The sequence below is a fragment of the Neorhizobium galegae bv. orientalis str. HAMBI 540 genome (assembly GCF_000731315.1).
Classification (GTDB): domain Bacteria; phylum Pseudomonadota; class Alphaproteobacteria; order Rhizobiales; family Rhizobiaceae; genus Neorhizobium; species Neorhizobium galegae.
This window is the reverse complement of record NZ_HG938353.1, coordinates 1,993,578-2,013,000: the sequence shown is the minus strand read 5'-3', so window position 1 is coordinate 2,013,000 and position 19,423 is coordinate 1,993,578. Positions and strand designations below refer to the sequence as shown.

Genomic DNA, 19,423 nt, shown 5'->3' with positions numbered 1-19,423 from the left:
AAAGTGTTCAATGAGAACAAGCGCCGGTTGTTCCCAAAAAAACGCAAAGGTTTCAGCCCGTTCCGGCCTGAAAAAGGGGGATGGCGAAAATATCCTAAAAACTTGCACTCGATGCAAAAATCCTCTAAATACGACGGTGTAGTCGCCGCACTGCACAATTCTGCGGCCGATATGCGTATTTTTCTTGAGCGGAGGTTCCCATGCCTTGGAATTGCCATGCAGGCTGTGAAGGTCGGCGGAATACTCGATCGCATTTTCAAACCGGTGAGTCTCTGACCATGACAGCAGATGCGGCATTTTCGGATTTTTGGCATTTTTTCCGTTCCTGGATCAGCAATCCATTGCGGGTTGCGGCGTTGGCGCCTTCCGGGGATTCGCTCGCGCGACTGATGACCCAGGAGATCGCGCCGCTGGACGGCCCGGTCATCGAACTCGGCCCGGGGACCGGGGTATTCACCCGTGCGCTTTTGGCGCGCGGCGTTGCCCAATCCGACCTCACCCTGATCGAATACGGTCCGGAATTCGTTCCCGGCCTGCAGCGGCGTTTTCCAGACGCGCGGATACTGCAGATGGATGCGGCAAAGCTTGCGCATGAGGATATTTTCGAGGGCGAACCGGTCGGCGCGGTCATCAGCGGCCTGCCGTTGCTCTCCATGTCGCCGCGCAAGATTACCGCGATCCTCGGCGGAGCTTTTACCTATATCCGTCCGGGCGGTTCCTTCTACCAGTTCACCTATGGCCCGCGTTGCCCTGTGCCGCGGCCGATCCTCGACCGGCTGGGTCTGAAGGCCGTGCATATCGGCCACACCGTGCGCAACCTGCCGCCCGCTGCCGTCTACCGGATTTCCCGCCGCAAGCCGCTGGATCTGACGCGGGAGCGATCCAGATACCGTGCCGAGGCAGAAGGCAGCCCGGTCCATGCCGACGAAGCGGGCGCCTGAACAAAATCGGATGAAATGACCAAGACGATTGATGGCGCGACGGAAGGCCGGCGGGAGCTCAAGCGTCGGCAGACCCGCGAGCGCATCGAGGAAGCGGCGATGAGCCTGTTCCTCGAGCGCGGCTTCGATGCCACGACGGTCGAGGAAATTGCCGAACGCGCCGAGGTCTCGAAACGCAGTTTCTTCGACTATTTTCCGTCCAAGGAAGAGGTCGTGTTCGCCTGGCAGGACGGTTTTGCCGATCATCTGATGGCGGCGATTGCGTCGAGGCCAGCGGACGAGCCGGCGGTCAAGGCTGTGCAACACGGTCTCGTCAGCGCCATCGTCTCGGCAGCCGATGAAAGAGCGATGGCGCTCGGGGAACTGATCCGCAGTACACCGGCGCTCAAAGCCCGCGACCAGCTCAAATATGCAAAGCTCGAGCTGAAGCTCACGGAAGCGCTGAAGGCTCGAAGCCGGAGCGACGAGGAGCGGCTGCGCGTCCGCCTGCTTGCCGCCGTGGTCATAGGCGCCTTGCGGGCGGGCGGAGAACTCTGGAACGAACAGCCGCCGGGCACCTCGCTCGAAACCTTCGCGCATCAGTTCTTCGGCGATTTCTGGAAGACGCTTGCCGATTTCGGCAACGAGGGGCAGGGGCGCTGATCAGACCACGCTGAGCGTCGCGGCCGCGAGTACCACATAGCGCAGCGCCTTGCCGATGAATACCAGGATCAGGAAGGTCGGCAGCGGTTCCTTGAGCACTCCGGCCGCGACCGTGATCGCGTCACCGCCTATCGGCAGCCAGCTCAGCAGCAGCGACCATTTTCCGTATTTCCGGTACCAGGCCTGCGCCTTGTCCAGTTTTTCCTGGGTCACCGGAAACCATCGATTGTTACGAAAGCGTTCGACACCACGCCCGAGCAGCCAGTTCACGGCGGCGCCCGCCGTGTTGCCGACCGACGCAACCAGCAGCAGGGCGATGAGCGAATACCGGTCGGAGAGAATCAGCCCGACGAGGATCGCCTCCGATTGCATCGGAAAGACCGTGGCGGCGATGAAGGCGGCGGAGAACAGTCCCGCATAGGCGGCAAAATCGAGCATGATCGACCTATAGCGGAGCCAAATGAAGAAGGGCGGATGAAAACCCGCCCTTCGTGTATTGCTGGGTCGTCAATCAAGCCTTTTTGGCGTTTTCGACCTCTTCCGCAGCCGTTTCCACCGCCTTGGCGTGGCGTTTGCGCCAGTCGCCGAGGAAGAGCAGGATCGGGGCCGCGATGAAGACAGACGATGCGCCGGCAACGAGAATACCGAATGCCATCGGGACCGCGAAGCTTTCGACCGCGCTGCCGCCCCAGATCGCCATCGGCAGAAGCGACAGGAAGGCGGTGGCGTTGGTGTAGAGGCTTCGGGCCAGCGTTTCGTTGATCGACTTGTCGATCAGTTCGCGCAGCGGCATCGACTTGTAGAGCCGCATGTTTTCGCGCATGCGGTCATAGACGACGACCTTGTCGTTGACCGAATAACCGACCATCGTCAGCACCGCGGCAATCGCGGTCAGATTGAAATCGAGGCCGGTAATGGCGAAGAAGCCCACCAGCTTGGTAACGTCCAGCACCAGGGTCACGATAGCGCCGACCGCGAAGGGCCATTCGAACCGCGCCCAGATGTAGATCAGCATCGCGATACTGGCGATGAAGACCGACAGGAAGCCGGCGATGGCAAGCTCGCCGGAGACTTTTGGACCAATGACATCGGTGCCCTGGACGGTCGCAGTGGAGTCGATCTTGGTGACTTCGTCCTTCAGCTTGGTGACGGCCGCCGTCTGCGCCTCTTCGCCGCCTTCCTGACGCTGGGCACGCACCAGGATGGTGTTCGGATCGCCGAAGGACTGCAGCGTGATTTCGCCGAGGTTGAGCGTGTTCAGACCTTCGCGGAACTTGGCGAGGTCGGCGGGACCTTGTGTCTTGACGGACATCTGGATGCCGCCGCGGAAGTCGACGCCGTAGTTCAGGCCCGGATAGAAGAACAGCCCGACCGAGGCGATCGACAGGACGGCCGAGACCGCCACGCCGAAGAAGCGCGCCTTCATGAACTGGATGTGCTTGTCGTAGGGGCTGAACCGGAACATCGACTGGATGTTGATGACCTTCAGCTTGTAGCGACGTGCGATGGCGATCATCGTCACGCGGACGAAGGCGACCGACGTGAACATCGAGATGATCAGGCCAAGACCCATGGTGACGGCGAAGCCGCGCACGGGACCGGAGCCGAAGTAGAACAGGATGGCCGCCGCGATCAGCGCGGTCATGTTGCCGTCGACAATGGTCGAATAGGCGCGGTTGAAGCCGACGTCGATGGCAGCGAAGGCGCCTCGGCCTTTACGCGTTTCCTCGCGAATGCGTTCGTTGATGAGGACGTTCGCGTCGACCGCAAGGCCGATGCCGAGCACGATACCGGCGATACCGGGCAGTGTCAGCGTCGCGCCGACCAGCGTCAGGGCGGAGAAGGTCAGGATCGTGTGGATCAGCAGCGCAACATTCGCCAGCAGGCCCCACGTGCCATACAGAACCAGGATGAAGACTGCCACGAGGACGAAGCCGACGAGGCCTGAATAAAGGCCCATCTGGATGGCGTCGGCACCCAGGTCGGCGCCAACGGTGCGTTCTTCGATGACGGTAAGCTTCGCCGGCAGCGCGCCGGCGCGCAGCAGTGCGGAGAGCGTATTGGCTTCTGAGACCGAGAAGCCGCCGGAGATCTGGCCCGAACCGCCGGTGATCGGCGTGCGGATGACCGGCGCGCTCAGCACCTTGTTGTCGAGCACGATCGCGAAGGGGCGGCCGACATTCTGCTGGGTGATCTGGGCAAAGCGGTTGGCGCCCGCCGAATCGAAGCGGAAGTTGACGACCGGTTCGTTGGTCTGCTGGTCGAAGGCGGCGCGGGCATCGGTCAGACGGTCGCCGGAAAGTTCGACGCGGTCGAGGACCGGATACTGGTTGCCGCGCTCGTCGGCGAGCATGGTGACGCCCTGTTCGCCCTGCTGGCCGAGCAGATGGAAGCTCATCTTGGCGGTCGAGCCGAGAAGCTGGCGAAGGCGGGCCGGATCCTGTTCGCCCGGAAGCTGGACAAGGACGCGGTCGGAGCCGATGCGCTGAATGGTCGGTTCGGCGACGCCCACCTGGTCGACGCGCTGGCGGATGATTTCAAGCGACTGATCGACGGCGCCGGTGATGTGCGAATTGATGCCGGCTTCGGTCTGGGCGATCGTGATCGTATTGTCGGTGGGCGTGGTGATCGCAAGATCGCTGCCGCCGATCGTTGTGCCGGCGCTGACCGGGTTGGCAAGCGTCTGGAGCTCGGTCACGGCGGCGCCGCGCTGGGCTGCATCACGCAGCGCGACCGTCACGGTGTCGCCCGTGCGGCGGATTGCGGTGGTCGCGATGTTCTTGTCGCGCAGGACCCGGCGGGCATCCTGCAGCAGGCTCTGGACGCGCTCGTTGATCAGGTCGCCACGGTCGACTTCCAGGACGAGGTGCGAGCCGCCGCGCAGGTCGAGGCCGAGCGAGACGCGGTTGTGTGGCAGCCAGCCGGGAAGCCGGCCAAGCGTCGACTGCGGAATGACGTTCGGCAGCGCCACCAGAATGCCGAGGAAGATGATGACGAGATAGGTCGTCACCAACCATGGAGAATTTCTCATGTATTTAATCCTGCTGAGCCCGGGTCACGCTCTGTCGAGCGGTTGGGGCGAGAATGCTGATGTCGTGCAAGCGCCGAGGCGCGATATCTCAGGCGCGGGCCGGTGGCGCACGCGGCAGCGATCCGTGCCAGAACGGATGAGCCGTCGGATCGGAGGATGGCTTCGACGCGAAGGCCGAAACAAAAATCGGGAAGCTGATCTCGATGGCGCGGGCTTCCAGCGCACCGTCGCCCGTAGGCCAATGGGCGCCCGTTCCGTCCTTGCGGTCCATGGCGGCAAGTGCACGCAAAGGCTCGCGCTTGGTCAGGTGCGGAGTGTCGCTGCTCTTGTCGGCCGAAAGGACGCCGCGGGGGAACTGGACGTCCTTGACGACGCCGGACAGCAGGCCGAACAAGGCGGCAATCAGCAGAGCGGCGGCAAAGACCGGCCAGCGCGACAGGAGGCTTTCCTGTTCACGTCCGTCTCTCATCCGCTTGTCCTGCGGAAACAGCGCCATCCGCATCAGCTCCGGAGCGTTAAAAATCCCGAAGTCCTTGCTTCGGAACGGAATGCCGCCTTCTAAAGGAGAGGTTCGAGGCGGTCAATCTCCAGTCGGAGCAAGTGTAAGGGCAGATTGCGGCGGCATTTGCGCCAATCGCTGCATTTCATGCGGGAAATCAGTTGGCGCGTTATTTGTGGATCGGGTCCTTCCAGAGGACTTCTTCCGGCTTCTCGATCGGTTCGATATCGAGGTTGACCACGACCGGGTCCTGGCCGGAGCGGCAGAGGACACATTCCAGGGTCTCGTCGCGGCTGGCGTTGATCTCCTGGTGCGGCACGTAGGGCGGCACATAGATGAAATCGCCGGGGCCTGCCTCCGCCACGAATTCGAGATTGTCGCCCCAGCGCATCCGCGCTCTTCCCTTCAGTACGTAGATGATACTTTCCAGATCGCCATGGTGATGGGCGCCGGTCTTGGCGTTGGCATGGATCGTCACCGTGCCCGCCCAGATCTTTTCGGCACCCGCACGGGCGTTGTTGATCGCGGTCGCGCGGTTCATGCCGGGGGTCTGGGCGGTGTTGGGATCGAGCGAATTGCCGGGGATGACTTTCACGCCGTGCTCGCGCCAATCGACGTGCGAATGACCGTCATGGTCATTGTCATGAGGGTGATGATGATCGTCGTGATCGTGGCTCAAGATCGGCTCTCATTGACTTGGACGGGGCTCACCAACTCTTGCGAGTAGGGGGTCCGCGAGCCCCTAACCGGCGTCATGCCGGCTGGAGGCCACGTAGCTTTGCTTGCCGAACATGATCAATGGGAACGTCACAAATGTCAAAGACTTGGTAAGCAGAGAATAATTTTCCTGTTTCAAATCAGGGCACTGTCTCGTTCCAATACCTCTCCGGGGAGGCGAAATAGAAAACCCCGCCAACGCGATCGGCGCCGGCGGGGCAAATGGCTGGTCGAGAGGCTGGGAAGAAATTTATGCGCCCTGGATGAGCGGCAGGACTTCGAGAGAGCCGTGATAGATCATATCGAGCGCCACATAAACGATGACCGCCAGGCCCACATAGGCGATCCAGCGGAAACGGGAGAGCAGTTTGGCCACGAAGTTGGCGGCGATCCCCATCAGGGCGATCGAGACGATCAGGCCGATGATCAGGACGGTCGAATGCTCCTTGGCGGCGCCGGCGACAGCCAGCACGTTGTCGAGCGACATCGAGACGTCGGCGACGACGATCTGGGTCGCGGCCTGAAAGAAAGTCTTCTGCGCGGCGTTTTCCTTGGCTTGTGCGGCGGTGTGCGCATCGTCGCCCTGGCCCTCGCGCAGCTCGCTCCACATCTTCCAACAGACCCAGGCCAGCAGCAGGCCGCCGGCAAGCTGGAGCCCCTTGATCGCCAGAAGGTAGGTTGCAACGACCGCAAACACGAGGCGCAGCACGGTCGCCGCGGAGATGCCGAAGAGGATCGCCTTCTTGCGCAGTTCGGCAGGAAGACCGGCGGCAGCAAGACCGATGACGATGGCATTGTCGCCGGAAAGAACGAGGTTGATGGCGATGACCTCGAGAAGCGCCGCGAAGCCGGCTGCGGTGAAGAGTTCCATCATGAAGCGTGAACCTGAGTCGGGAGTGGATGAGGGTGGAAGGTTATGCTGATCTTCTAGTCACATTTTCGTGGCGATTGGTACAGGATATTTCGGAGCACTTGGCAAGCGGATTTCGCATCCTGTCAAACGCCATTATCCATTATTGAAGCGGATGATGTCTGCGGAAAAGCAACCGATCCGGGTAAAGGCGTTTTAGTCCGGCTTCAGTTCCACTTGTCGCGACTCACCTGCCTCCTATATGGCCTCACGGCGGAGCGCGTCCCCGACCTGCCGCATCGCGGAGCGGATTTTCGCCGGTGGAGGCCATGGGACAAGCATCCGATGGATGAAGGAGACGTTCATGGCGCAGAAAGCTGTTGTCCTCGTCGTCGAGGATGAACCGCTAATCCGATTCACCACGCTCGATGCGCTGGAAGAGGTCGGGCACCAGGTGTTGGAAGCAGGCAGTGCCGACGAGGCGATGGTGCTGTTCCGCAACCGGTCCGATATCGACATCGTTTTTACCGACGTGAACATGGCGGGGTCGATGGATGGCATCCAGCTCGCTCAGCGGATACGCGCCATCCGCCCGAGCATCGGCATCATCATCACGTCGGGCGTCGTCAGCCTCGATCCGATGCTCCTGCCGGCCAACACGGTCTTTCTGCCGAAGCCCTATCAGCATGACATGCTGCTGTCTTCGATCCACGACATGATGCCGAGTTGAACGGTGTTGGGCCGAAGACGGACGGGCGGAACGGAACCAAGTGGCATGGCTTCCGGTTGTTTCTTCGATCAACCGGAGGAACCTTCACATGTTGACGAGGATCATCGCGTTTTCCGCCATCTCCCTGCTTTCGGCGCCCGTTCTGGCCCAGACGTCAGGCACGGGTGCCACGACAACCTTGCCGGGGACGACAACCACCGTACCCAATGCCAATTCCGGCGCCTCGCCGGTCACCACGCTTCCGGGCGTCACCGATCCGACGACCACCAACAGCACGACTGGCACTGTCGATCAGGAAGATCACTGCCAGCCGCCGGGAACGCCGAACAATACCAATCCGAGCGCCGAAGCCCCGACGCTGCCGCGGCCTGAACAGGCGTGCAACTGAAAGAGACGCGAAAACATCTTTACTCTTCGTCAATCTCTATTAAGTTGGTAGACATTGAAGCGTCGGCGGAAGCGGATCCAAAATCGCTTTCCTGTGGCTTCCAAGACAACCTTTCGCCCAAAGCAACCCAGGACGAGGAGTGTGTGCTTGATGACCTATGATGTCGCCGTCGTCGGTTCCGGTTTTTCCGCAATCGCCCTTACCATCAACCTCCTGCGCTTCCTGCCGTCCTCCGCGTCGATCGCGGTAGTCGGCGACGATCCCGGCTTCGGGCGGGGCACCGCCTACCGCACCGAATTCTATCTGCACCGTCTCAATGTCCCAGCGGCGCGGATGAGCGTGTTTCCGGATCGACCGGACGATTTCGTCGAATGGCTACGCGGCCAAGGCAGGGCGGCCTTTCCGGAGGATTTCGCCTCTCGCGGCGACTACGGCCTCTACCTGCGCGATACGCTTGCCTCGCTGCTGAGGCCCCGTGAGCGGCGCGCGCACGTGGATTTTATCCGAGCCAAGGCGACGGCCTGCGTCCAGTGCGAACAGGACGGGATCGTCTTCCATCTCGACAACGTCGGCGAACTGCGTGCCCGTACCGTCATTCTGGCGCTCGGCGTCGGCAATGCCGATCTGCCTTTGCCGAAGGATCGTATCGATCCGGGCGTCGGCTCCCGCATCATCGACAATCCCTGGCGACTCGGCTGGCTTTCGCGCGTCGGCCGCACCGACGAACTCTGTATCTTCGGCTCCGGCCTGACGATGATCGACCAGGTTCTGTCGCTGCGCGCCCAAGGACATCGCGGCCGCATCCATGTCCTGTCGCGGCGCGGACTGGTGCCGCATCCGCATCCGACCCGGCGCGCGGCTCCCGTCACGCCGGACCTGCCCGACAGCCGCGAAATCAGCGCGCTGCTGCGCGCCTTGCGGCGACAGGTGGAGAACGGTGCCGACTGGCGGGGCGTCGTCGATGGCCTGAGGCCGCAGACCCAGGCTTTGTGGCAGAGCCTTACCACCGAGCAGCGCTCGCGGTTCCTGCGCCATGCTCTTGCCTGGTGGAACATCCACCGCCACCGCATTGCGCCGGAAGTGTTCGCCCGCTTTAACGCGCTTCTGAAGGACGGTACGGTGACCGTGCATGCCGGTTTTCTCCGCGAGATCGACAGAGATGCCGAGGGTGCGAACGTCCGGTTCAGGCAACGCGGCACGCCGGACATTGCGTCGTTCCATGCGGACTGGATCGTCAACTGCACCGGCATGGAGCGCGCCGGCATCGGCCATTCGCCGCTGCTGACCGAGATGCGGAACCGACAGATGATCGCCATGGACGAACTCGGACTTGGCATCTCCGTCGATGGGCGGTCTCGCGTTCTCGATCCGGATGGCCGGCCACAGCCCGGCCTGTTTGCTGCGGGAGCGCTGACCGCCGGCCAATTCTGGGAGATCACGGCGGTGCCGGATATCCGCGTACAGGCCAAGGCGCTTGCAGAGACAATCGCCACGGACATTTCCCGGACGGCACCACGGCGAGCCCGTATCGCGTAGTCGAGCATTCCATGAGCACGATTTTCTCCTGATCGAGCATCAACGGCAGGTTCCTTGCTTTCATGCCGCGCCATCGACGTTAATCTGGAGAAAGTCATTGCGCAGGAAGGAATTTCCATGGCCCTGAAACTCGTCGGTCTCGCGGGGAGCTATAATCGCCCGTCCAAAACTTTTGCGCTGGTCGAACATATCGCCTCGGTCGCAGCCGAGCGTTATGGATTCGATACCCGGCTTCATGACCTCACCGATGTGGGACCGTCTCTTGGTCAGGCACAACGCCAGAGTGATCTTGATGAAGCGGCCGCCAGGGTACTGGCGGATGTCGTCGAGGCGGACTTCCTGATTGTCGGTTCGCCGACCTACAAGGGCAGCTATCCCGGGCTCTTCAAGCATTTCATCGATCTGATCGATCCCGAACAGCTGCGCGCCAAGCCGATCCTGATCACCGCGACCGGCGGTGGCGACCGGCACGCGCTGATGGTCGAACATCAGCTTCGGCCGCTTTTCGGTTTCTTTATGGCCCATACCCTGCCGACGGCCGTCTACGCATCCGATCGCGATTTCGCCGACTACCGCATCGTCTCCGAGGCGTTGCAGCAGCGGATCGGCTTTGCCGTCAACGAACTCGCCGCCTTCTTTCCCGTCCGGGAACTCGCTGCCGCCGAGTAACTTTACTTTCGGTCGCTTTGCCGTCATCAATCCCCCGCAACCGCAAAGCGGAGGAGAACGCATGGCCATCGAAGAAGACATGGCGAAGATCGCCGAGCAGGAGAAGGCGCTGGTCTTCGACCGGTTCGACCTGACGACCGCCTGGGATCTCGGATCGCTGCTCCGGCATATGGCCGTCGAGCGGGGCCTGAGCATCGTCATCGACGTGCAATTGCATTCGATGTCGGCCTTCTACACGGCGCTGCCGGGCACCAGCGCCGACAACCAGAGCTGGGTACGGCGCAAGCGCAATCTTGTGCTCCGCTTCTTCCAGTCCAGCTATGCGATCGGACGGAAGCTCGAGCTCCAGGGCGACACGGTCGAAAACCGATATGGTATTTCCGCGGCGGACCACGCGCCGCATGGCGGCAGCTTCCCGATCAAGGTCGCCGGTGTCGGTTGCATCGGGGCGGTGACCGTTTCGGGCCTGCCGCAGCGCGAGGATCATAATATGGTCGTCGAAGCCCTTGCACGGATGACCGGCAAGGATATCTCCACGCTCCGTCTCGACTGAGGAGATATTCGATGGCGCAGACCGACATAAAGACCCCGGACGAAGTTTTCGCCTTCTGGTTCAGGGAGCTCACCCGCAAGGACTGGTTCGAGAAGAACGAAGCGCTCGACGAAGCGATGCGCCGGCATTTTGCCGCGACGCATCTCTCGCTTGCCCGGGGCGAGCTCGACGCGTGGCGGGCTTCGCCGGAAAACCGGCTCGCGGCGGTGATCGTGCTCGACCAGCTTTCCCGCAATCTCTATCGCGGCACCCCGCTTGCCTTCGCAACGGACTGGCTGGCTTTGCGGGAGGCAAGGCTGGCAATCGAGGCCGGTGCGGATATGGCGGTCCTGCCCGAACAGCGCGGCTTCTTCTATCTCCCGTTCGAACACTCGGAAGTCCTTGCCGATCAGGATCGGTCGGTGGAGCTCTTCGCTTTGCTGGGGGATGCGGATTATCTGGATTATGCGGAGCGTCACCGCCTGGTGATCCGCGAGTTCGGCCGCTTCCCGCATCGCAATGCGCTGCTTGGCCGGGAATCGACCGCCGCCGAGCTGGAATATCTGGCCAAGCCCGGCGCCGGTTTCTGACGTTGAGGTAACTAGCGGCGGAACAGGCGTGCGACGGCGATCAGGATGCACGCGCCGATAAAGCCAGCGATGAGGTAAGCGATCCAGCCGCTACCCAGCGAAAGGTGGAAAAAGTTGAGAATGGCATTGGCGATGATGGCGCCGACAATGCCGAGAATAATGTTCATGATTAAGCCCATGTCGCTTTTCATGAACTTTTCAGCGAGCCAGCCGGCAATGCCGCCGATGATGATGGCTGCGATCCAGCCGATACCTGCCTGTTCCATGACTTACCCTCAATGATTGTTGGGACGGAGAAACGCGAAGAAATGTTCCAGGTTCCACGAATTGTTCCAATTCGTGGCCGGGCGTCAGAGCATTCCTTTTCTTCGCCCAGAAGTCACTCTATTTTCGCGCGCGAATCCGATCGAAAGACAAAAGAGCAGACATTTGACACAACTTCTCACGACCGGCCCTTCGACCATTCAACGGATAGCGTGCGCGCTCCTGGCGGCACTGATAATCGCTGCCCCGCTCGGCTTGCCCTCGCAGGCGGCCGCACAGGCGCAGCAGCAGGCACAAGGACAGCGCCAGGAACAGGTGGCGCCCGACGTCACCGTCGATTCCATCAATACCGACATGAAGGGCAAGATCGACGCGATCCGCCAGCAGCTCGATTCCTTCCGCAACCGGATCCAGAGCGATGCCGACGACGATGCACGTCTTGCGGAACTCAGGGTCAGGGCGGAAGCGATCGTCGGCGAAATGCGCTCCGCATCGGATGCCATGCGTACACGTGTCGAACAGATACAGGCCCGCCTCAAGGGACTCGGCGAGCCGCCCGCAGCCGGCCAGCCCCCGGAAGCGCCCGCGGTCGTCGAGGAGCGCAACCGGCTGCTGAACGAGCGCTCGGAGCTCAACATTATCGTCGACGATGCCGGCCAGCTTTCCAACAGCGCGACGCAGGTCGCCAACACGATCACCAATCTGCGCCGCACGTTGTTTACCCAGACGCTCTTCCGTCACACAGAGCTGTCGGGCGAGCTGTTCGCCGATGCCGGCAACGCATTCGTCGCGGAAGTCAGGAATTTCGGCTCCACCTTCAGCGGCTGGATCAGTTTCGTCTGGAAATTCAAAAAGCTGCAGCTGCTGGGCGCTCTGGCGCTGTCGCTCGGCGCGGCCATGCTCTTCCTGTCTGGGGGATATCGGCTGTTCGGGCGCTTCATCCGGCGCGACGACCATGAACATCCTTCCTATATCAGGCGTTTGTCGGTGGCCTTCTGGTCGACGGTGATCCAGACCGTGGCGCTGGCGGCCTTTCTGGTCGCCTCCTTCCTGTTCCTCGACGGCTTCAATGTCCTGCGCACGGATATCACGCCGATCGTGGTGACCTTCTTCGCGTTCGTCTGGTTCGTCAATTTCGTCTGGAAGCTCACCTATGGCGTGTTGGCGCCCGGCGAACCGGAATGGCGGCTCGTCCGCATCACCAACCGCGGCGCCCACCTGCTGACACTCGCCGTGCTTGCCATGGCAATCGTCAACGGGCTCGACTATCTGCTCGGCGCGATCAGCGAGGCGCTGAATTCCCCGCTGGTTCTGACCATCGTCAAAAGCCTGCTCGCCTCCGTCATCATCGGCCTGATCCTGATCGCCATCTCCTTCATCCAGCCGCGGCTTGTCGAGGGCGAGGATCCCGACAGCCCGGGGCATCGTTGGCCGCGCTTCTTTCCTCTGTTCCTTCGCGTCATGGGCCTGCTCCTCATCCTGTCGGTGCTGACGGGATATGTCGGGCTTGCGCGGTTCGCCTCGACCCAGATCGTGCTGACTGGCGCGGTGATCGTGCTGATCTATATCGGACTGCTGTCGGGTAGGGCGATCTCGAAACAGGGATCATTCACGGATACGGCCGCCGGCCGTCGGCTCGCCGAACACTTTCATTTCGGGGAGGTGTCGCTCGACCAGGCGGGGCTTGTCGCGGGGCTCGGCATCTATGCCTTTGCGCTGATCCTCGGCATCCCCCTCATTCTCTTGACCTGGGGTTTCCAGATCGCCGATATCGAAGCCTGGATCTACAGTTTCTTCACGCAGATCCGGATCGGTAACATCTCCATTTCTATCGTCGGTATTCTCGGCGGCATTCTGCTTTTCGGCCTCGGATTCGTCATCACGCGCTGGATCCAGAAATGGATCGACGGCAATGTGCTGGCGCGCAGCCAGGTGGATCTCGGCGTTCGCAATTCGGTCAAGACCGGTATCGGCTATCTCGGCGTCGGGCTTGCGGTGCTCGTCGGCGTTTCTGCCGCGGGCATCGATCTGTCGAGCTTCGCGCTGGTCGCATCCGCCCTGTCGGTCGGCATCGGTTTCGGTCTCCAGAATATCGTCTCGAACTTCGTGTCCGGCCTGATCCTGCTCGTCGAGCGGCCGTTCAAGGTGGGCGACCATGTGGTGACCGGGGCGACGGAAGGCATCGTCAAGCGCATTTCGGTGCGCGCCACCGAGATCGAGACGTTTCGCAAGCAGTCGATCATCGTGCCGAATTCCGACCTCATCAATTCGCCGGTCGGCAACTGGACGCATCGCAACAAGATCGGGCGTTCCGAAGTGCCGGTTGCGGTGAGCCACCATACCGATCCGCAGAAGGTGATGGATATTCTTTTGGAACTGGTCGACCAGGTTCCGGAAGTGCTGCGCAATCCGGAACCGCACGTGGAGTTTCTGAACTTCGGTCCGTCCTCGCTCAATTTCGAACTGAGGTTCCATCTGGCCGACATGGGCGAGGGCTTGAGGATCCGCAACAATCTGAGGATCGCCATCCTCAAGCGGTTCAAGGAAGAGGGGATCGCGATACCGTTCCCGCAGCAGGAGATCATCTTTCATCGGGGCCGGCCGATCCTGCCGGAGGAGAACGATGCAAGAGGGGGCGCGTAACCGGCCCTCTGCCCGAGCCCCGCGCGGCCATTCTGATGATCGTCGCGGGCTGGCTCCCGGCATGTCGTAAACAGGCGTTTGGCCCGCCTGCCGGAATTGCATAGTCCCTGCAGTTTGCGAAAAGGCCACACGAGGCCGAAGAGGGGTTCTTTCCATGAAGACACATGCACGGGCGGTGGTGATCGGCGGCGGCGTGGTCGGTGTTTCGACGCTTTATCATCTGGCGAAAAAGGGCTGGAGCGACGCGGTTCTGATCGAACGCAAGGAATTGACCTCGGGTTCGACCTGGCATGCGGCGGGTCTTCTGCCGCTCTTCAACCTCTCCTATTCGGTCGGCCAGCTGCATAAATATTCGGTGCGTTTCTATCAGGAACTGCAGGAAGAAACCGGCATGAATGTTGGTTTCTCGAAAGTCTCGAACATCCGTCTCGCCCGCACCAAGGACCGCTGGGAAGAGTACATGTATTATGCCGGGATCGCCGAGACGATCGGCGTCACGGTCAACGTCCTGACGCCCGAACAGGTGAAGGAGATCTGGCCGCTCTGCGAGATGGATGGAATCCTCGGCGCCATCCAGCATCCTGACGACGGCTATATCCAGCCGGCGGACCTCACGCAGGCGCTTGCCAAGGGTGCGCGCGACCTCGGCGCCACGATCTATCGCAACACGACCGTCACCGCCATCGCACAGCAGCCGGACGGGCTCTGGAAAGTGACGACCGACAAGGGCGAGATCACGGCCGAACACATCATTTCCTGCACCGGCAACTTCGCCCGCAAGACCGGCGAGATGGTCGGCATCAACATTCCGGTAATCCCGGTCGAGCACCAGTACATCGTCACCGAGCCGCATCCGGCGATCCAGGAGCGCAAGGCCAAGGGCTTGCCGGAAATGGGTGTCTTACGCGAATCGGACTCCTCCTGGTACATGCGCGAGGAGAATGGCGGCCTGCTGCTCGGGCCCTACGAGGTCGGAGCACCCGTCTGTTACGTCGACGGTCCGTCGGACGAGAGCGAATACGAGCTCTTCAACGAGGAACTCGACCGGCTGATGCCCTATATCGAGACCGCCATCGTGCGCGTGCCGGCGTTCGGCGAAGTGGGCATCAAGAAGGTCTACAATGGGGCGATCGCCTATACGCCGGACGGCTCACCGATCGTCGGTCCCGCACCTGGCCTCAAGAACTTCTGGCTGAACGAAGGCCATTCCTTCGGCATCACCGCAGCGGGCGGCGCCGGCTGGCAGCTTGCGGAATGGATCGTCGACGGCGAGCCCACCGTCGACATGATGGGCGTTGATCCGCGCCGCTTCGGCCCTTACGCAACGGAAGGCTACCTCATCGAGAAGAACGAAGAGGCCTATGCCAATGTTTTCACGATGCATTATCCTGATGAAGAGCGCTCCGCCGCGCGTCCCTTGAAAACGACGCCGGTCTATGACCGGTTGAAGAAGATGGGTGCCGTGTTCGGCTCCGTCTACGGCTGGGAACGCGCCAACTGGTTTGCGCCTAAAGGCTATGAAGTGCCTGCGGAAGACCTCGGCGTCGGCGCCGAGGTGCTGACCGGTCACAATCACGCGCCGGCGCTGGAAGATGGCCGGATCGTCGAAAAATGGTCCTTCCGCCGCTCGAACTATTTCGACCACGTGGGCAACGAGGTCAAGAATGTCCACGAGAATGTCGGCGTGCTCGACATGTCTGCCTTCGCCAAGATGGAAGTGTCCGGCCCGGGCGCGCGCGCTTTCCTCGACTCGATCTTCGCCAATGCGATCCCGAAGAAGCGCGGCCGCATCGCGCTCTGCCATCTGCTTACCAAACAGGGTGGGGTGCGCTCCGAGTTCACCGTCTATGAGTGGGCGCCGGATCGCTTCTATCTGGTATCGGCTGGTGCCTATGAGGCGCATGACCAGGATTATCTGCGCAAGCTCGCGCCGACAGACGGCTCGGTCAAACTCACCCAGATTACCCAGAGGCTCGGCGTGCTGGTTCTGGCCGGCCCGAAGTCTCGCCAGGTTCTGAAGAAGCTCACCCGCACCAGCCTTGAGAACAAGGATTTCCCCTGGCTTTCCGGCAAGGAAATTTCCGTCGGCATGGCGTCCGCCCATGCGTTGCGCGTCAATTTCGTCGGTGAACTCGGCTGGGAACTGCATCACCCGATCGAGATGCAGAACTACATCTTCGACAAGTTGATGGAAGCCGGCGCCGAGTTCGGCATCAAGCCCTTCGGCATTCGGGCCATGCTTTCCATGTCGGTCGAGAAGTCGTATCGGCTCATCCCGCGCGAAATGTCGATCGAGTACAATGCCTACGAGTCCGGTCTCGACCGTTTCATCAAGACGGACAAGGAATTCCTCGGCAAGCAAGGCCTGCTTTCCTATAAGGAAAAGGGGCTGAAGTGGAATTTCTGCACGCTGGTCGTCGAGGGCGCCAACGATCTCGATGCCCGCGGTTCTGAGGCGATCTACAATGAAGCCGGCGAATTGATCGGCCGCGCCACCAACGGTGCCTATGGCTGGCGGATCGGCAAGTCTCTGGCGCTGGCGATGGTGAAGCCGGGTTATGCGGAGACTGGCACGCGGCTCAAGATCAAGATTCTCGGCAATCTCTACAATGCCAGCGTCGTCGCCGAGAGCCCGTTCGACACCGACAACGTTGCACTGCGCGCGTGAAATCCGGTTAAAGTAAGAAACCATTGACATTGACGGGCGGTCTTCGGGCCGCCTGTTCCGTTTTTGGACGAGAAAGCCGTTCCGATTAACGGTTCTGCAAAGCGTTTGTACTACGGCTGTTAGCAGAGGGGATAATTACTTATCGACAGGGGCACCATGACATTCCTCGGCATTTCCGGGATGCAGTATTCCGGCCAATCACTGGCAAGCTCCCGCATCCTGCTTGCGGAAGATTCCAACGTCTTTACCTCAATGATCGGTACCCGGCTCAAGGAGCTGTTCGGCATCGAGGTTGAGATCTGCCGCAATTTCGAGGAATTGCAGATTGCCTATGACCGTTCAAGCGAACCGGTCACGCTGGCGATTTCCAATATCAACCTGCCGGGTGCGGAAAACGGCGAGGCGCTGGAATATCTCGTCGATCTCTCGATCCCCACCATCGTCTTTACCGGCACCTTTCACGAAGAGACGCGCGACAAACTGCTGACCAAGGACATCGTCGATTATATTCTCAAGGACAATGTCTTTGCGGTCGAGATGCTGGCCGAATCGGTCTGCCGGTTCCTTACCAATCATCGCCACCATGTCCTGATCGTCGATGACAGCCCGACCGCCCGGGCGCTGCTGTCGAGCCGCCTGAAGCGCTACAATTTCCGGGTCAGCGTCGCCGAGAACGGTGCCAAGGCCTTGGAGATCCTTAAGAAGAACCCGGATATCGGCCTCGTCGTCACCGACTACAACATGCCCGATATCGACGGTTTCGAACTGACCCGCCGCATCCGCTCGGTGCGCGGTTCGCACGAACTGCGGATCATCGGCGTTTCGTCTTCTTCGAACCGGCTGCTTTCGGCCCGTTTCCTGAAGGCTGGAGGCAACGACTTCATGCTGCGGCCCTTCATCGACGAGGAATTCTACTGCCGCGTCAACCAGAACCTGGATACGCTGATCCAGATCTGGTCGATGCAGGCAAAACGTCAGGACTCGACGGTCAAGAACGTCGCCTGATCTGCGAGGGTCTTTCGCATGCCCTATCTTCAAAGCCAGCACTTCCGGAAGACGGAGGAGCGTCTGACCTACGGCTGGGCTGCGCCATCACCGGTCCAGATGGAGGTGGCGAATCTCACCGCCGATCCGTTGACCGGGTTTGCCAATCTGAAGGAGTTCTATCGGCTTGGTTCACCGCTGGTGGGGACCTGCCTTTCCGAGGGCGCGTCCTGCGCCGTCGCAATCGTCGACATCGATCATTTCCGGCGGTTGAACGATACTCATTGCGAGGAAACGATCGCTGAGGTCCTGAAAGCGATCGCGGCCAAACTCGATGCCGCGTGCGGCGGCGGCCGGCACCTCCTTGCCCGGCTGGACGACGAGGAGTTCGGCCTGCTGCTGGTCGGTTTCGACGGCGCGGCGGCAACGGATTTCTGCGAAAAGCTGAGGCTTGAGATCGCCGATATGCGGATCGCTTCCGGCGACAACCACTTCTCGATAACCGTCTCGATCGGACTGGCAGAAGTCTACGGTCCGGAGACCTTCGACAATTACCTCAATGCTGCAGAACAATTCCTGTTCATGGCGAAGAGCTTCGGCCGCAACCAGGTCTTTTCGGATCATACGGTCGTGCTGCAAGCGGTGGGCTGACAGCCGCAATCACCAGGATCAGTCCACCACGCCGATGCGCGAGGTGTTCATGTTGAGCTTGCGCTCGGCGCGTTCCTGCTGCGGCGACCGGTTATAGACCTCTCGATAACATTTCGAGAAATGCGAGGCGGACACGAACCCACAGGCAACCGCCACTTCGACCACCGGCATCGACGACTGCACCAGCAGGTGCCGTGCCCGGTCGAGCCGGATTTCCAGATAATAGCGCGCCGGCGAGCGGCCCATTTCCTGACGGAACAGGCGTTCGATCTGGCGCCGGGAGAGGCCGGCGTCGTCGGCAATCTCCACCAGCGACAGCGGTTCAGAGAGATTGTTCTCCATCACCTCGATGATCGACAGGACCTTGGCGTTCTGGACGCCGAGGCGGGCCCGCAACGGCAGGCGCTGGCGGTCGTGCGGGTTGCGGACGCGGTCGGTCAGCTGCTGCTCGCAGACGCGGTTGACGAGGTTCTCGCCGAAATCCTGGCTGATCAGGTTCAGCATCATGTCGAGCGAGGCGGTGCCGCCGGCGCAGGTATAGAGGTTCGAATCGACCTCGTAGAGATCGGCATAAACTTCCGCCTGCGGAAATGCCTCGGCAAAGCCCGGAAGGTTTTCCCAGTGGATCGCACAGCGCTTGCCGTTCAGCAGCCCGGCTTGGGCCAGAACGTGCGCTCCCGTGCAGAGGCTTCCAACGGCAATGCCGCGGTTATAGGTTTCGCGCAGCCAGGCGTTGACGGACTTGTTGTTGAATTCCTCAACGTAGACGCCCGAGCAGACGAGGACCATGTTCGGACGGTTTTCGCCGGAGAGGTTGCGACGTTCGTCGGCCAGCGACGAATTTACCTCAATCCCGATGCCGCTCGAGGAATAGACCTTTTCACCGTCGGCGGAACAGAGCCGCCAGGTATAGGCCGAGTAGCCGAGCATTCGGTTGGCGATTCTGAGCGTCTCGACTGCTGCCGCAAAAGGCAGCATGGTAAAATGGGGAACAAGAAAAAAGACGAGAGAGCGCTTTGCTGCCGGGTTTTTGGTCATCACATTCATGCCGTCATTCCCCTTGTTCGTGGCCGTACATTGCGGCCCGC

At 61.1% G+C, this 19,423-nt stretch carries 20 protein-coding genes; 13 read left to right on the top strand and 7 right to left on the bottom strand.

Translation table 11 applies throughout. The features are described from left to right. Nucleotides 1–3 precede the first annotated feature (3 nt). From RG540_RS32350 to RG540_RS10170, 3 genes are read left to right on the top strand one after another with little or no spacing between them, the layout of a single operon-like run. On the top strand, nt 4–276 hold the full coding sequence (locus tag RG540_RS32350) for a hypothetical protein (protein WP_157884608.1): 273 nt from the start codon (nt 4–6) through the stop codon (nt 274–276). A 2-nt stretch (nt 277–278) separates the two neighbouring features. After that, nucleotides 279–941, top strand: a complete 663-nt coding sequence (locus RG540_RS10175; RefSeq protein ID WP_038587345.1) for a class I SAM-dependent methyltransferase — start codon at nt 279–281, stop codon at nt 939–941. A gap of 15 nt (nt 942–956) precedes the next feature. Next, entirely contained in the window at nt 957–1,583 is a 627-nt protein-coding gene (locus RG540_RS10170) for a TetR family transcriptional regulator (protein ID WP_038587343.1), read from the top strand. Here the strand turns inward: RG540_RS10170 and RG540_RS10165 are convergent, their stop codons facing one another. The 5 genes from RG540_RS10165 to RG540_RS10145 form a co-directional block, all read right to left on the bottom strand. Beyond that, on the bottom strand, nt 1,584–2,021 hold the full coding sequence (locus RG540_RS10165) for a YqaA family protein (RefSeq protein ID WP_038587341.1): 438 nt from the start codon (nt 2,019–2,021) through the stop codon (nt 1,584–1,586). Nucleotides 2,022–2,094: 73 nt separating this feature from the next. Beyond that, a complete protein-coding gene (gene secD / locus RG540_RS10160; RefSeq protein WP_038587339.1) occupies nt 2,095–4,614 on the bottom strand; it encodes a protein translocase subunit SecD in 2,520 nt (839 codons plus the stop codon). Nucleotides 4,615–4,702: 88 nt separating this feature from the next. Beyond that, nucleotides 4,703–5,083: a hypothetical protein gene (locus tag RG540_RS10155; protein WP_155414635.1), complete on the bottom strand. Its 381-nt coding sequence runs from the start codon at nt 5,081–5,083 to the stop codon at nt 4,703–4,705. A gap of 199 nt (nt 5,084–5,282) precedes the next feature. Beyond that, complete coding sequence (locus RG540_RS10150; protein WP_038587335.1) at nt 5,283–5,792, bottom strand: cupin domain-containing protein; 510 nt, start codon at nt 5,790–5,792, stop codon at nt 5,283–5,285. Nucleotides 5,793–6,080: 288 nt separating this feature from the next. Further along, nucleotides 6,081–6,701 (bottom strand): TerC family protein, encoded by a 621-nt coding sequence (locus RG540_RS10145; protein WP_038593479.1) that lies wholly within the window; start codon nt 6,699–6,701, stop codon nt 6,081–6,083. Nucleotides 6,702–7,044: 343 nt separating this feature from the next. On the opposite strand from RG540_RS10145, the gene RG540_RS10140 reads away from it, so the two are divergent. From RG540_RS10140 to RG540_RS10115, 6 genes are all read left to right on the top strand, one after another. Then, nucleotides 7,045–7,410 (top strand): response regulator, encoded by a 366-nt coding sequence (locus RG540_RS10140; RefSeq protein ID WP_038593477.1) that lies wholly within the window; start codon nt 7,045–7,047, stop codon nt 7,408–7,410. A gap of 88 nt (nt 7,411–7,498) precedes the next feature. Then, complete coding sequence (locus RG540_RS10135) at nt 7,499–7,798, top strand: hypothetical protein (RefSeq protein WP_038587333.1); 300 nt, start codon at nt 7,499–7,501, stop codon at nt 7,796–7,798. Between the two features lie 150 nt (nt 7,799–7,948). Beyond that, entirely contained in the window at nt 7,949–9,334 is a 1,386-nt protein-coding gene (locus RG540_RS10130) for an FAD/NAD(P)-binding protein (protein ID WP_038587331.1), read from the top strand. Between the two features lie 117 nt (nt 9,335–9,451). After that, on the top strand, nt 9,452–10,003 hold the full coding sequence (gene msuE, locus RG540_RS10125; protein WP_038587329.1) for an FMN reductase: 552 nt from the start codon (nt 9,452–9,454) through the stop codon (nt 10,001–10,003). A gap of 61 nt (nt 10,004–10,064) precedes the next feature. Next, nucleotides 10,065–10,556, top strand: coding sequence for a heme-degrading domain-containing protein (locus RG540_RS10120; protein ID WP_038587326.1), 492 nt, complete (start codon nt 10,065–10,067; stop codon nt 10,554–10,556). A gap of 11 nt (nt 10,557–10,567) precedes the next feature. Then, the gene (locus RG540_RS10115; RefSeq protein ID WP_038587324.1) at nt 10,568–11,125 is read left to right on the top strand and encodes a DUF924 family protein; all 558 of its coding nucleotides are present in this window, start codon (nt 10,568–10,570) and stop codon (nt 11,123–11,125) included. Between the two features lie 11 nt (nt 11,126–11,136). Here the strand turns inward: RG540_RS10115 and RG540_RS10110 are convergent, their stop codons facing one another. Next, the gene (locus RG540_RS10110; RefSeq protein WP_038543316.1) at nt 11,137–11,391 is read right to left on the bottom strand and encodes a GlsB/YeaQ/YmgE family stress response membrane protein; all 255 of its coding nucleotides are present in this window, start codon (nt 11,389–11,391) and stop codon (nt 11,137–11,139) included. Nucleotides 11,392–11,554: 163 nt separating this feature from the next. On the opposite strand from RG540_RS10110, the gene RG540_RS10105 reads away from it, so the two are divergent. From RG540_RS10105 to RG540_RS10090, 4 genes are all read left to right on the top strand, one after another. Beyond that, nucleotides 11,555–14,032: a mechanosensitive ion channel domain-containing protein gene (locus RG540_RS10105; RefSeq protein WP_244446646.1), complete on the top strand. Its 2,478-nt coding sequence runs from the start codon at nt 11,555–11,557 to the stop codon at nt 14,030–14,032. 154 nt (nt 14,033–14,186) lie between these two features. After that, entirely contained in the window at nt 14,187–16,700 is a 2,514-nt protein-coding gene (locus tag RG540_RS10100; protein ID WP_038587322.1) for a GcvT family protein, read from the top strand. A 156-nt stretch (nt 16,701–16,856) separates the two neighbouring features. Continuing rightward, nucleotides 16,857–17,705, top strand: coding sequence for a response regulator (locus RG540_RS10095; protein WP_038587320.1), 849 nt, complete (start codon nt 16,857–16,859; stop codon nt 17,703–17,705). Between the two features lie 18 nt (nt 17,706–17,723). After that, entirely contained in the window at nt 17,724–18,335 is a 612-nt protein-coding gene (locus RG540_RS10090) for a GGDEF domain-containing protein (protein ID WP_051909323.1), read from the top strand. 18 nt (nt 18,336–18,353) lie between these two features. On the opposite strand, the gene RG540_RS10085 is transcribed toward RG540_RS10090, so the two are convergent. Then, on the bottom strand, nt 18,354–19,373 hold the full coding sequence (locus tag RG540_RS10085; protein ID WP_038593471.1) for a GlxA family transcriptional regulator: 1,020 nt from the start codon (nt 19,371–19,373) through the stop codon (nt 18,354–18,356). Between the last annotated feature and the right edge of the window lie 50 nt (nt 19,374–19,423).